Annotated in this window: 13 protein-coding genes; 7 read left to right on the top strand and 6 right to left on the bottom strand. The window is 64.3% G+C overall.

Features of this window, described 5'->3' with window-relative positions:
• Positions 1 to 3: 3 nt before the first annotated feature.
• The 4 genes from ACEN9F_RS17930 (at position 4) to ahpF (ending at position 3,232) form a co-directional block, all read left to right on the top strand.
• Entirely contained in the window at positions 4 to 414 is a 411-nt protein-coding gene (locus ACEN9F_RS17930) for a hypothetical protein (protein ID WP_413421858.1), read from the top strand.
• Positions 415 to 495: 81 nt separating this feature from the next.
• Positions 496 to 810: a hypothetical protein gene (locus ACEN9F_RS17925; RefSeq protein ID WP_413421856.1), complete on the top strand. Its 315-nt coding sequence runs from the start codon at positions 496 to 498 to the stop codon at positions 808 to 810.
• A gap of 148 nt (positions 811 to 958) precedes the next feature.
• The gene (gene ahpC, locus ACEN9F_RS17920) at positions 959 to 1,522 is read left to right on the top strand and encodes an alkyl hydroperoxide reductase subunit C (RefSeq protein WP_176653407.1); all 564 of its coding nucleotides are present in this window, start codon (positions 959 to 961) and stop codon (positions 1,520 to 1,522) included.
• A 111-nt stretch (positions 1,523 to 1,633) separates the two neighbouring features.
• Complete coding sequence (ahpF, locus tag ACEN9F_RS17915) at positions 1,634 to 3,232, top strand: alkyl hydroperoxide reductase subunit F (RefSeq protein ID WP_413421854.1); 1,599 nt, start codon at positions 1,634 to 1,636, stop codon at positions 3,230 to 3,232.
• Positions 3,233 to 3,327: 95 nt separating this feature from the next.
• Here ahpF and ACEN9F_RS17910 read toward each other — a convergent pair whose 3' ends face one another.
• On the bottom strand, positions 3,328 to 3,927 hold the full coding sequence (locus ACEN9F_RS17910) for an NADPH-dependent F420 reductase (RefSeq protein WP_413421852.1): 600 nt from the start codon (positions 3,925 to 3,927) through the stop codon (positions 3,328 to 3,330).
• Between the two features lie 25 nt (positions 3,928 to 3,952).
• Positions 3,953 to 4,687, bottom strand: coding sequence for an SDR family NAD(P)-dependent oxidoreductase (locus tag ACEN9F_RS17905; RefSeq protein ID WP_413421850.1), 735 nt, complete (start codon positions 4,685 to 4,687; stop codon positions 3,953 to 3,955).
• Positions 4,688 to 4,836: 149 nt separating this feature from the next.
• Here ACEN9F_RS17905 and ACEN9F_RS17900 point away from each other — a divergent pair, with 149 nt between their 5' ends.
• Positions 4,837 to 5,412 (top strand): TetR/AcrR family transcriptional regulator, encoded by a 576-nt coding sequence (locus ACEN9F_RS17900; protein WP_413421848.1) that lies wholly within the window; start codon positions 4,837 to 4,839, stop codon positions 5,410 to 5,412.
• Between the two features lie 14 nt (positions 5,413 to 5,426).
• Here the strand turns inward: ACEN9F_RS17900 and ACEN9F_RS17895 are convergent, their stop codons facing one another.
• Positions 5,427 to 6,551: an AI-2E family transporter gene (locus tag ACEN9F_RS17895; RefSeq protein ID WP_413421846.1), complete on the bottom strand. Its 1,125-nt coding sequence runs from the start codon at positions 6,549 to 6,551 to the stop codon at positions 5,427 to 5,429.
• A complete protein-coding gene (locus tag ACEN9F_RS17890; protein WP_413421844.1) occupies positions 6,548 to 7,027 on the bottom strand; it encodes a cyclic nucleotide-binding domain-containing protein in 480 nt (159 codons plus the stop codon). Before ACEN9F_RS17890 ends, ACEN9F_RS17895 begins: the two co-directional genes overlap by 4 nt.
• Positions 7,028 to 7,202: 175 nt before the next feature.
• On the opposite strand from ACEN9F_RS17890, the gene ACEN9F_RS17885 reads away from it, so the two are divergent.
• Both ACEN9F_RS17885 and ACEN9F_RS17880 read left to right on the top strand, forming a co-directional pair.
• A complete protein-coding gene (locus ACEN9F_RS17885; RefSeq protein WP_413421842.1) occupies positions 7,203 to 9,602 on the top strand; it encodes a TonB-dependent receptor plug domain-containing protein in 2,400 nt (799 codons plus the stop codon).
• Positions 9,599 to 10,909 (top strand): aminotransferase class V-fold PLP-dependent enzyme, encoded by a 1,311-nt coding sequence (locus ACEN9F_RS17880; protein ID WP_413421840.1) that lies wholly within the window; start codon positions 9,599 to 9,601, stop codon positions 10,907 to 10,909. Before ACEN9F_RS17885 ends, ACEN9F_RS17880 begins: the two co-directional genes overlap by 4 nt.
• Positions 10,910 to 10,913: 4 nt before the next feature.
• Here the strand turns inward: ACEN9F_RS17880 and ACEN9F_RS17875 are convergent, their stop codons facing one another.
• Entirely contained in the window at positions 10,914 to 11,525 is a 612-nt protein-coding gene (locus ACEN9F_RS17875) for an ATP-binding cassette domain-containing protein (RefSeq protein WP_413421838.1), read from the bottom strand.
• On the bottom strand, positions 11,516 to 12,619 hold the full coding sequence (locus tag ACEN9F_RS17870) for a hypothetical protein (RefSeq protein ID WP_413421836.1): 1,104 nt from the start codon (positions 12,617 to 12,619) through the stop codon (positions 11,516 to 11,518). Before ACEN9F_RS17870 ends, ACEN9F_RS17875 begins: the two co-directional genes overlap by 10 nt.
• Between the last annotated feature and the right edge of the window lie 57 nt (positions 12,620 to 12,676).

Below are 12,676 nucleotides of genomic sequence, written 5' to 3'. Positions count from 1 at the left end.
AGCATGGATTTTTTGGGTCTCGTTGTCAGATATCCGGCTAATCGCCCGCTGAGCGACCAGGAGCGGGCGCATCACCTCAAGCAGAAGCAGGGTCTGAATATTGAGCCGCATTACCAGCTCAGCGTTGTCAAGATGAACTCCACCTACCTGGAATCGGTGGACAAGTGGTTCGGCTCCGCTACATGGAAGATGGCCCACAGGCGGTGGCCGCTCAGGTGCAGCTTTGCATGCCCGTGGACAAACAACGTGAGCGTTTCAGCGTCGGCATGGAACCTGTTTTCGCCAATATCGCGGGCGGCAACATGCTGCTCTACTGCTTGCTTTTCCCGCGAAGCGACCAGCGCTATCGAGCCTGGCGATCCCTATGCCATTGAAGGCGATGCAAGCGGTGAGCGTGTGGCGGCGCAGAGCTGAGCGCGCCGCCGGCCGGCTTGCAAGCGCCACGCCGTTGACTACAATCAAAGCAGGGCCGGCCGTTCCGGCCGGGGGATCATCATGTTGAACGCATTCTATGCCTGGGCCAGGACCACGCTGGACCACATGCCCGAAGACATCAATACTCAGTTGACCATGGGCCAGAGCGCCCACAATCCCAGCATCCGCTTTGAAATCGCCACCGACAACGCCAACGGCAGCGTCACCTGCTGGGAATGCGGCAACTTCCACGCCAACATCACCGATAGCTGGTCGCACCAGCCGCGCTACACCGTCCAGGGCAAGCTGGACCCGGCCCAGCCGCTGGGGCCGCAACTGCACGATTTCCTCTCCAAGCTGGGCGTGGCCGATTTCGCAAGCGTGTCGCAGAGCTAATTCAGCCGGGAACAGGGATAATAACTATCCCGTTTGCCCAAGTCATAGTTAAAAGCGATTGAAACTATTGGAACAATCAATTTTGCAAATGGGACTAAACGCTTTACACTGGCGTCTCAATGATTCACAACCCAACGAGGAAACCACAATGTCCCTGATCAATACCCAAATCAAACCATTCAAGGCCACCGCATACGCAAACGGCAAGTTCATCGACGTGAGCGATGAATCCCTGAAAGGCAAGTGGTCCGTCCTGATGTTCTACCCAGCCGACTTCACCTTCGTCTGCCCGACCGAACTGGAAGACCTGGCTGATCACCAGCCTGAATTCGCCAAGCTGGGCGTGGACGTGTACGGCGTGTCGACCGACACCCACTTCGCGCACAAAGCATGGCACGACACCTCGGACGCGATCAAGAAAGTGAACTACCCGCTGATCGGCGACCCAACCGGCACCCTGTCGCGCAATTTCGAAGTGATGATCGAAGAAGAAGGCCTGGCTTACCGCGGCACCTTCGTCATCAATCCAGAAGGCAAGATCAAAGTGCTGGAAGTGCACGACAACGGCATCGGCCGCGACGCGTCGGAACTGCTGCGCAAAGTCAAGGCAGCGCTGTACGTGGCATCCCACCCAGGCGAAGTTTGCCCAGCTAAATGGACCGAAGGCGCAGCGACCCTGACCCCATCGCTGGACCTGGTCGGCAAGATCTAAGTTCGGCAGCAAGTCTTGAAAAAGACCGCAGCACACAAGTAGTTACCGCGATGCCGGTCCGGGCGTCCGGCCCGGCATTCGCCTAAATATTTGTAGAAAAGGAAGAAAATCATGTTAGACGCAACTCTCAAAACCCAGTTGAAGGCTTACCTGGAAAAGGTCGTGCAACCGATTGAGATTGTCGCCTCTCTCGATGACAGCGCCAAAGCCCGCGAGATGGAAGAATTGCTCCAGGAAATCGTCCTGTTGAGCGACAAGATCACGCTGGTCAAGCGCAGCGACGACGCCGAGCGCAAACCGTCGTTCAGCATCAACCGTGCCGGCACCGATATCGGCGTGCGCTTCGCCGGCATCCCGATGGGCCACGAATTCACCTCGCTGGTGCTGGCCCTGCTGCAAGTCGGCGGCCACACCATCAAATTTGACGAAGCCGTCATCGAACAGATCCGCAACCTGGAAGGTGATTACGCATTCGAAACCTTCATCTCGCTGAGCTGCCACAACTGCCCGGAAGTTGTGCAAGCGCTCAACGCGATGTCGGTGATTAACCCACGCATCAAGGTCACCACCATCGACGGCGGCGTGTTCCCGAAAGAAGTCGAGGAACGCCAGATCATGGCCGTGCCGATGATGTTCCTGAACGGCCAGCACTTCGGCCAGGGCCGCACCAACGTCGAGGAAATCCTGGCCAAGCTGGACACCAACGCCGGCGTGCGCCAAGCCGCTGAACTGAGCAAGAAAGACGTGTTCGACGTGCTGATCGTCGGCGGCGGTCCCGCCGGCGCGGCCGCGGCGATCTACGCCGCCCGCAAGGGCATCAAGACCGGCGTGCTGGCCGAGCGTTTCGGCGGCCAGGTGCTGGATACGCTGGCGATCGAGAACTTTATCTCGGTCAAGGAAACCGACGGTCCGAAATTCGCGGTCGCGCTGGAACAGCACGTCAAGGAATACGAAGTCGACATCATGAACACGCAGCGCGCCAGCAAGCTGGTGCCGCTCGGTAAGCTGGTGGAAGTGCAGACCGCGTCCGGCGCCGTGTTGAAAGCCAAGACCGTGATCATCTCGACCGGCGCCCGCTGGCGCGAGATCAACGTGCCGGGCGAGAAGGAATACCGCAACCACGGCGTGGCCTATTGCCCGCACTGCGACGGTCCGCTGTTCAAGGGCAAGCGCGTGTCGGTGATCGGCGGCGGCAACTCCGGCGTGGAAGCGGCGATCGACCTGGCCGGCCTGGTCAAGCACGTCACCCTGATCGAGTTCGGCGCCGAACTGCGCGCCGACGCGGTGCTGCAGCGCAAGCTGCGCAGCCTGGCCAACGTCACCGTGATCACCTCGGCGCAGACCACCGAGATCCACGGCGACGGCAAGATCGTCAACGGCCTGAGCTACACCGACCGCGTGTCGGGCGAGTCCAGGAAGGTCGAGCTGGAAGGCGTGTTCGTGCAGATCGGCCTGGTGCCGAACACCGAATGGCTGAAGGGCACGGTCGCCTTGTCGCGTCACGGCGAGATCGAAGTCGATGCGCGCGGCCAGACCTCGGTGCCGGGCGTGTTCGCCGCCGGCGACGTCACCACGGTGCCGTACAAGCAAATCATCATCGCCACCGGTGAAGGCGCGAAGGCGGCGCTGTCGGCCTTCGATCACCTGATCCGCTCTGACGACGACGAAGCCGTCGACGAATCGGCCGCCAAGGTCGCGATGACCGCGTAAGCACCCCGAAGCAAACAAACCCCAAAGTTGGACGCCAACTCTGGGGTTTTTTTCTATTTCGGGGCGTCTGCGGTACGGGCGCGCGTGACGCGCCGCTATTTGAACTTGACGAGATCCTTGAAGATCAGCTTACCCCAGGTATTGCCCCTGGCGTGGACCAGCGAGCCGCCATCCTTGAGCGGTCCTAGCGCAATCGGCGCGAAACCGAGTTGTTCGGCCAGGACCGCGACCGGCGCCACCGCATTTTCGTCATCGCTCGACAAGAACACGATGCGGCTGCCGCCATGCACGCTCGGATCCGCGGCCAGAACTTGGGCGGGAAGATGGTTAAAGCCCTTGACGAACCTGGCGCCGGTAAACGCTTTGGCGACAACCGCGGACGACGGCTGATCTTCCAGGTCTTCAACGGGAACACCGAAAGCATTTGTCGTGTCGATGATCGTCTTGCCCCGCCAGCTTGTGATCTGCTGCGCGACTTCGCGATGTTCCCAAAACGGAACCGCCAGGAAGATCGTGTCGGCCGCGATGGCATCCTGCAGCGTCCTGGGGACAACGGTGGGGCCGATCGCTCGTGCCCGCTGCATCAACGTCTCGGGAGGGCGCCGGCTGGCGACGCCCACATCGATGTTCTTTCTTGCAAACGCCTGGGCGAGCGCCTGGCCTACCGCACCAAAGCCAATAATCGAATAACTCATGTTAACTCTCCGTTTCCGCGCGATTTCAGATGGCCGCAGTGCCGCCGTCGACATACAGCTCCACCCCATTCACGAAGCTGGAATCGTCTGAAGCGAGAAACAGCGCGACCGTCGCGATTTCCTCAGGCTGCCCCATCTTTCCACGCGGGACCAGGGATTCGAAATACCGCTTCGTCTCCTCGTCGAAGAGCTGCTCCTGGATCGGTGTGGCGATCTGCCCCGGGCTCAGCACGTTCACCCGGATCTTTCGGCCCTTCAGTTCGTTGAGCCACCCGCGTGCGAACGCGTGCAGCGCCGCCTTGCTCGCCGCATACACGCTGAAACCAGGAAAACCTTTGATCGAGGCAATGGACCCGGTCATGAAGATCGATCCGCCATCGTTGAACAGCGGCAGCGCTTTCTGAACCGTAAACAGCGTGCCGCGCGTATTCAGGCCGAAGGTCGCATCGAAGTGCCGCTCGGTAATCTCGCCCAGCGGGAGAGCTTCGCCCGTGCCGGCGCTCGCGAACAGGATGTCGATCTTGCCCTTTTCCCGCTTGACTGTATCGAACAGGCGGTCGAGGTCGTCGAGATTGGCCGCGTCGCCGCGCACGCCGGTCACGTTCCGGCCAATCAGCTTGACGGCCTCGTCGAGCGCCTCCTGTCTCCGGCCCGTGATGAAAACATAAGCGCCTTCTTCAACGAACCGCATGGCGCTGGCCAGCGCCATGCCGCTCGATCCGCCCGTAATGACTGCAACCTTACCCTCAAGCTTACCCATGACTTCTCCTTTGGTGGTGTCGAACCACGTTTCTGTTCCCATTTGCGCGAATGCGCTGTATCTTACGGATCAGTGATCCAGATCTTGATTAAATGGATCGCTGATCCATTTAAATATACGGATCACTGATCCGGTTGTCAAGGGAATCCATGCGCGCCGACGCCAGAAAAAATTACAGCCACCTGCTTGCCGTCGCGCGTGACGTCGTCACCGAACATGGCGCCGAGGCTTCGATGCGGGATATCGCCCGCCGGGCCGAGGTCGGGTTGGCCACACTGCTGCGCCATTTCCCGACGCGGGAAGCCTTGTTCGATGCGTTGCTGCGGACGCATCTGGACGCGCTGACGCAGAAGGCAGGCGAATTCGAAACGTCGAGTCCACCCGACGAAGCGCTCGTGTCCTGGTTTCGCGAAGGGGTGGCATTCGTGCACAGCTATAGCGGCGTTGTTACCTTGATGGCGAGCGCCCACGAGGACCCGGACTCCGCGCTGTACGCTTCATGTACGGCGGTGCACGAAGCGGGCGCGCGACTACTGCTGCGTGCCCAGGCCGAGGGAACGGCGCGCGCCGACATGGATGGGGTCGACCTGTTCGCCCTGATGTCGGCGCTCGGCTGGCTCGTCGACCAACCTTCGTTCGCGCCACGGGGGGATCATCTGTTTCACGTTATTACGAGCGCCATCCTGACGAATCGGCCTGGCGGCGATGCCAAGAAGGCGGCGTAACAGAGCGCAAGGAATTACGCCAGGTCGGCGCTGGCTTGCCGGGTGCGCAGCTGCATCGCGTGGCGGTGGCGCGCGCGCAGGCGCGGGTCGGTGATCAGGCGGCCCAGCGTTTCGCCGATCACCATCACCACGCCCAGCAGCGGCAGCACCAGCATCAGCCCCGCCACGCCGGCCACCATGCCGCCGATGAAGATCATCAGTACCGTGATCAGCGGATGGATGTGCAGGCTGCGCCCCAAGGTCAGCGGCATGAAGACGAAGTCGTCCAGCAGCCGCACCAGGATGAACACGCCGATCGCCAGGTAGGCCACCGACGGATCGTTGGGCGCGTCGGTCGAGGCCACCATCACCACCAGCACGCAGCCGACGATCGAGCCGACATACGGCACCCACGCCAGCAAGGCCGCGATCAAGCCCAGCACCAGCGGCGACGAGACGCCGATCGCCCACAAACCCAATGCCAGCACGGCCGTATCGAGCACGGTCAGCTTGATCAGGCCCTGGAAGTAGCGGTGCGCGGTCTGGTCCACCTCATGCAGCAGGCACAGGGTCTTTTCAAAGAAGGCGTTCGGCACCGCGCGCGCCAGGAATTTCTTGAACCGCAGGCCGTCGCGCAGGAAGAAGAAGGTCAGGAACGGCGCCAGCAGCAGCGACGGCAGCCAGGCCGCGACCGACACCAGGATGTCGGTCAGGTGCTTTTGCACGAAGCCGCCGGTGAAGGCGGTGACGCGGATGTTGACCGTCTTGGCCAGCTTCATCTGCTTCAGGATCGGGAACTGCTGCTCCAGCGACTGCATCGTGTGGCGCACGAAGTCCAGCCCGCCCGTCATATAGATGCCCAGCATGTCCTGCCACGAGTCGGACGGCGTCGAGTTCCAGAACACGGCGATCAGGATCGCCAGCGACACCAGCACGAAGAAGGCCAGGCCCACCGCCAGCGCGGCCGCGTTGTGGCTGACGCCCAGGCGTATCAGCCGCTGCATCGGCGGTTGCAGGATGTAGTACAGCACGATGCCGAGCAGGAAGGGGATGGCCAGGAACAGCATCTGCTGCAGCAGGAACAGCAGCACGCAGGTGGCGGCGATGATGCCGCTCCAGACCACCGGCCCGGCCCGCTGCTGGGTTGGAAGCAGATTCATAGCGCCTCGACTTGCGGCTTGCCGGTCATCCAGTCGCGCAGGCGGCTGCCGATGTGGCGCGCCAGGGCCAGCGCGATCTTGTAGCCGATCACGGCGTCGGTTTCCATCAGTCCCATGAAGTCGGCGCGGAAGAACACCGCCAGTTCGCAGTTGTCCAGCGCGCGCGTTTGCGCGTTGCGCGGCGAGTTGTCCAGCAGCGCCAGGTCGCCGAAGAAGGCGCCGGCCGACAGCTCGGCCACCACTTCGCGGCTGGCGCCCACCTGGCGGCTGATCATCACCCGGCCCGACATCACCAGGTACAGCGCCTGGCCCTCTTCGCCCTCGTCGAAGATGATTTCATCGGCCAGGTAGCGGCGCTCGTGCATCAGGCGGTCGACGATATTCAGTTCGAGCGGGGTCAGCGTCGCGAACAGCGCCGATTCCTTCAGCCGCAGCAGCCGGGGGGATAAGACGGGTGACTTGAACAGACCGAACATCGACGCATGACTCCAGGCAATAAGGGATATTGCTAATGTATCACGCCGCGCCTGGTCATGCCCCTGACACACTGGCTGTATATGCTACCGCTCGCTTGCTTCCTGGTAGTTACCGGTCATATGAATGAAATTAATGGGAGTTGGCGATTTTTCTCACCTAACCAACAGAACAGCCATGAACTTGAAACGTAGCCAAATTGCGAGCGCAGCCGCGCTTGTCGCCTGCAGCGCGCTGACCGGCGCCCATGCCCAGGATATCCAGAATACCCAGAGCACCAGCGGCGCCGCCGCCGACGCCCAGCAATCGGTGATCGTCACCGGCACCCGCAGCAGCAACCGCACCCAGTTCGACACGCTGGCGCCGGTCGATGTCTTCACCCGCGAAGAGATCGCCGCCGTCGAATCGTCCGATCTCAACGACGTGCTGGCGCAGCTGGTGCCATCGTATGTGGTGCAGCGCCTGCCGATGGCCGACGGCCAGGTCTTCGTCCGTCCCGCCACCCTGCGCGGCCTGTCGCCGGACCAGACGCTGGTGCTGGTCAACGGCCGCCGCTTCCACCGCAGCGCGCTGCTGGGCGCGCGCGGCGCCCAGGCGCCCGACCTGGCGCAGATCCCGACCAGCGCGATCAAGCGCATCGAGGTGTTGCGCGACGGCGCCTCGGCCCAGTACGGTTCGGACGCGATTGCCGGCGTCATCAACATCATCCTGGACGACAGCGTCGGCGGCGAGCTGACCGCCCAGCATTCGCAATACAGCGAAGGCGACGGCAAGGCCAATGAACTGCACGCCAAGTACGGCTTCGAATTCGGCGACAGCGGCCGCCTGATGCTGTTTGCCGAATCATCGCAGTCGGATCCGACCTCGCGCACCCGCCAGCGTCCCGACGCGATCGCCTTCCAGGCCGCGCATCCCGCGCTGACCGTGCCGAATCCGGTGCAGCGCTGGGGCCAGCCGGACCTGGAAAGCCAGCGCGCCGGCTACAACGCCAGCGTGGGCCTGGGCGGCGATACCGAGTTGTACAGCTACGGCCTGTTCGGCCACATGGACGGCACCTCCGATTTCAACTGGCGCAATCCCGATACCAGCACCACCGTCTACAAGACCAGCACCGTGTTCCCCGGCTGGGATGTGCGCAGCATCTATCCGGTCGGCTTCAGCCCGCAGTACACCAACAAGCAGGACGACCTGCAGCTGATGGCCGGCGTGCGCGGCCGCTTCACGCCTGTGCTGGGCTGGGATGTCAGCGCCTCGTATGGCCGCAATGAAATCGATTACGGCCTGCACAATTCGATCAACGCCTCGCTGGGCCCGAACAGCCCGACCTCGTTCTACCTGGGCCGCTTGACGCAGGAAGAAAAGCTGGTCAACGCCAACTTCAACTACGAGTGGCGCCTGGCCGACCTGGCGCAGCCGGTCAACGTCGCCTTCGGCGCCGAGTACCGCAACGAAACCTACAAGGTGAAAGCGGGCGACGCCGCCTCGTATGCGGTCGGACCGGGCGCCGCTGCCGGCCTGGACGCCAACGCCAACGGCGCCCCCGGCTTCAGCGACCGCCAGTCCGGCAGCTGGGGCCAGGACAGCTACGCCGCCTACCTCGACGTCGAAGCGCCGCTGAGCCGTCGCCTGACGGTCGGCGCCGCGCTGCGCTATGAAGATTTCTCCGAGTTCGGCAACACCGTCAACGGCAAGCTGTCCGGCCGCTTCGAATTGGCGTCCGGCTTCGCCGTGCGCGGCTCGTACTCGACCGGCTTCCGCGCGCCGACGCCGGGCCAGTCCAACACCAGCAGCACCACCCAGGGCCTGGACACCAAGACCCTGCTGGTGTTCACCAGCGGCCGCCTGTCGAACAACGACCCGCTGGCCATCGCGCTGGGCGCCAAGCCCTTGCAGCCTGAGAAATCCAAGAACCTGTCGCTGGGCCTGACCTGGAAGACCGACCTCGGCCTGTCCGGTTCGGTGGACCTGTACGACATCAAGCTGCGCGACCGCTTCAGCACCTCGGCTTCGTTCGCGGTGCCGGCCGGCGTGCCCAATCCGCTGCGCTACACCTCGGTCAGCTACTTCACCAACGATTTCGACACCACCACCCAGGGTGTCGATGTGGTCGGCAATTACCTGAGCCGCGTCGGCACCGGCAAGCTGAACCTGACGCTGGCCTACAACTACAACACCACCACGGTGGACGGCGGCAACTCCAGCATCGCCACCAATGCCAGCCAGCGCATCGTGTTCGAGGAACGCCTGCCGCGCCAGAAGGCGACCTTCAGCGCCGCCTACGATCTCGGCAGCTGGAGCGCGCTGGCCCGCGCGCGCTACTACGGCGCCTGGACCGACAGCACCGGCAACGCCACCGGCGATATCTTCCAGCGCTTCGGCGCCATGCGCTTCCTCGACCTGGCGGCCAGCTACAAGGTCACGTCCAAGCAGACCATCCGCTTCGGCGTCGACAATGTGCTCAACAAGTATCCGGACGAGGCGGTATTCCAGGCCAGCCGCGGCCTGATCTACTCGCGCAACGCGCCTTACGATACCGACGGCCGCAACCTGTACGTCGATTACACGGTGAAGTTTTGAGCCAACCGGACCAGCGGCGCCGCGCGTGGCTGCGCGCCGGCGCGCTGCTGCCGCTGGCGCCGGCGGCGGCCATGGCGGGATTGCCGGCCTCGTTGCCGGCGGCGCCCGCACTGCCGCCCGCGCCGGCCTTGCCGCCGGCTGAACTGGCGGCCGACAACGGTTACTGGCAAGCCGTCGCCGCCCAGTACGACGTCACCGACGAGGTGGCGATGCTCGACAACGCGTACTGGGGTTCGATGGCGCGGCCGGTGATGGACGCCTACCAGCGGCATGTGACCGAGGTCAATCACGGCAATGCCTACTACGGCCGGTTGCAGTTCCCGCCGGAGTTTGAAGCGGCGCGCGGCAAGGCCGCCGAGGCGCTGGGCGTGGAGCGCGACGAGATCGCCTTCACGCGCGGCGCCACCGAAGCCTTGCAGGCGCTGATCGGCGGCTACAACCGCTTGCGTCCGGGCGACGTGGTGCTGTGCGCCGACATCGATTACGACAGCACCATCAGCGCCCTGCACTGGCTCAAGCAGCGGCGCGGCGTCGAGGTGGTGGCGATCACCATGCCGGAGCCGGCCACCTACCAGGCGGTGATCGATTGCTATGCGCAGGCGATGGCGCGGCAGCCGAAGCTGAGGATGATGCTGCTGACCCACGTCAACCACCGCAACGGCATGGTCTTGCCGGTGGCCGAGATCAGCCGCATGGCGCGCGAGCGCGGCATCGACACCATCGTCGATACCGCGCACGGCTTCGGCCAGCTCGACATGCGCATCCCCGACCTGCGGGCCGATTTCGTCGGCATCAACCTGCACAAGTGGATAGGCGCGCCGGTGGGCATCGGTGCGATCTACATCCGGCGCGGCCGGGTGGAGGATATCGATCCCTACATGGGCGAGCGCGATCGCGGCGATGTGCGCACCCGCGTGCATACCGGCACCATCAACTTTGCCGCCTACCTGGCGTTGCCGCCGGCGCTGGACCTGCATCAGCGCATCGGCGTGGCCAACAAGCAGGCGCGCCTACATCGCTTGCGCAACCGCTGGGTCGACGCCGCGCGCGATATCGGCGGCCTTGAGCTGCTGGCCTCATCCGACCCGCGCCTGACCAGCGCGATCGCATCGTTCCGTTTGCGGGGCCGCACGTCCCTGGCCGACAACGTGGCCCTGTCGAAACGGCTGTTGCGCGACCACGGCGTGTTTGCCGTGTACCGCGACGGCCTGGCGTCGGGCGCCTGCGTGCGGGCCACGCCGTCGATCTTCACCACCGAGGCGCAAGTCGACCGCCTGGTTGCGGCGCTAAGGAAGGTGGCCGCCTGAGTGGCTACAGTTGGATGGTCTGCGCCAGCGGCAGCGCCGGGTCCAGGTGGCTGGTCAGCAGGATGCACTGGCGCGCCAGCCGCTCCTGCGCCGACAGTTGCCGGCGCAGGTAGGCCATGGCGTCGGCATCGAGGCCGTTGAACGGCTCGTCGATCAGCAGCAGGCGCACCGGCAGCGCCAGGGCCAGCGACAGCTGCATCTTCTTGTGCTGGCCCAGCGACAGCGTGGTGACCGGCTGGTCCAGCGTCGCCATCAGGTGGAAAGCCTGCAGCTCGGCGTTCAGCAATGCGCTATCGGTGGCCGGATACAGCGCCAGGTGCAGGTCCAGCACTTCGCGCACGGTCAGCCATGGCAGTTGCGGCGTGTCGCCGCCGCAGTAATAGCACTGCAGGCGGTAAGCCAGGGGCTGGGCGTGGATTTCCATATCGTCCAGCCGGATGGTGCCGCTGTGCGGCGTCAGCGCGCCGCCGGCCAGCTTCAGCAAGGTCGTCTTGCCGGCGCCGTTCTCGCCGCGCAGCCAGGTGACGCCGGCGCCCAGTTGCAGGCCGAACTGCCGGAACAGCGCGCGGTTGGCATACTCGAAATGCAGGCCTTCGATCTGCAGTATCAATTCCATAGTTCACTTCCAATGGCGGTCAGGATGATGATGGCGCCGATCACCAGTCCGACCCGGCCGCGCACGCTCAGGCGGCGCAGCGAGACAATGGCGATCTGGGCCAGGCCGGCAAAACACAGCCAGACCACGGCGACGGTGTGGCTGTAGCCGGCGGCCGCGCGGCCCAGCGTCGGCAGCGCGAAGCAGGCCATGACGCACAGGCCGGGCAGCAGCGAGAACAGCATGGCGCAACGGAACAGTCGCTCCGATCGCAAGGGCCAGCCGGCGGCGACGGGGCGCAGCTGCGCAATCTGTTCGGCCACGGCCTTGTCGCCGCGGTCGGTCAACAGCACCAGCGTCAGCGCCGCGCAAGCACCCCACAACGCCGGCGGCACCAGCGGCGGATGCCATAGCCAGACGGCGACGCTGAGCAAGGCGCCGGCCAGCAGCAAGGTCTGCTGGATGCCGACCACATTCTCGGCGCGCCAGAACGGCCGCCAGAACAGCTGGCGCCAGTAATACGGCAAGATCATTTGCTGCGGCGCGCGCGGCACATAGGATGGCGCCGCCGCGCGGGGGCGGCCCGGCTTGCGCGCGGCCGGCATGCGGGCGCGCCGCGCCAGTATCAGCGTCGAGATGGCCCAGGCCAGCAGCAGCGACAGCGCCGTCAACAGCAGTGCCTGTGGCGCGGCCGGGCGCAGCCAGTCCGGCCATTGATACAGCCAGATCGCGGTGGAGATGGCGTAGGCCAGCGTCAGCGGGCCGACGATCATGCCGGCCACTGCCGCGTCGGCGCCCCACCGGCGGCGCGGCGGGATCGGCAGCGGCCGGCTCCACAGCAGCACCTGCGCCGGATGCAGGCGCTTGCGCAGCAGCCAGACCGGCGCGCTGGCCAGCATCGCCTGTCCGGCAAACAGCGCCAGCGCCTGCGGCCAGGGCCGGGTCGCGGCCAGCAATCCGGGCAAGGCGATGCAGGCGATCAAGCCAAGGACCACCGGCGCGAAGCCGAGCAAGATGATTTCGAGGGAACTTTGAAGACTGGCGGCAAACTGCAGCAGCGCGTGGCGCGCCATGCGGACACGGAAACGAAGATAGGAATGGGAGGGCTTATTCATTGCACATCAGGATACTAAGCGATTCTGAAGCTGAAATGAATAAGGGCCCGATCAAGA

It is taken from the genome of Duganella sp. CT11-25, from assembly GCF_047302815.1.
Taxonomy (GTDB): domain Bacteria; phylum Pseudomonadota; class Gammaproteobacteria; order Burkholderiales; family Burkholderiaceae_D; genus Rugamonas.
The sequence above is the reverse complement of the archived record's forward strand: the minus strand, read 5'-3'. Positions and strand labels throughout refer to the sequence as shown.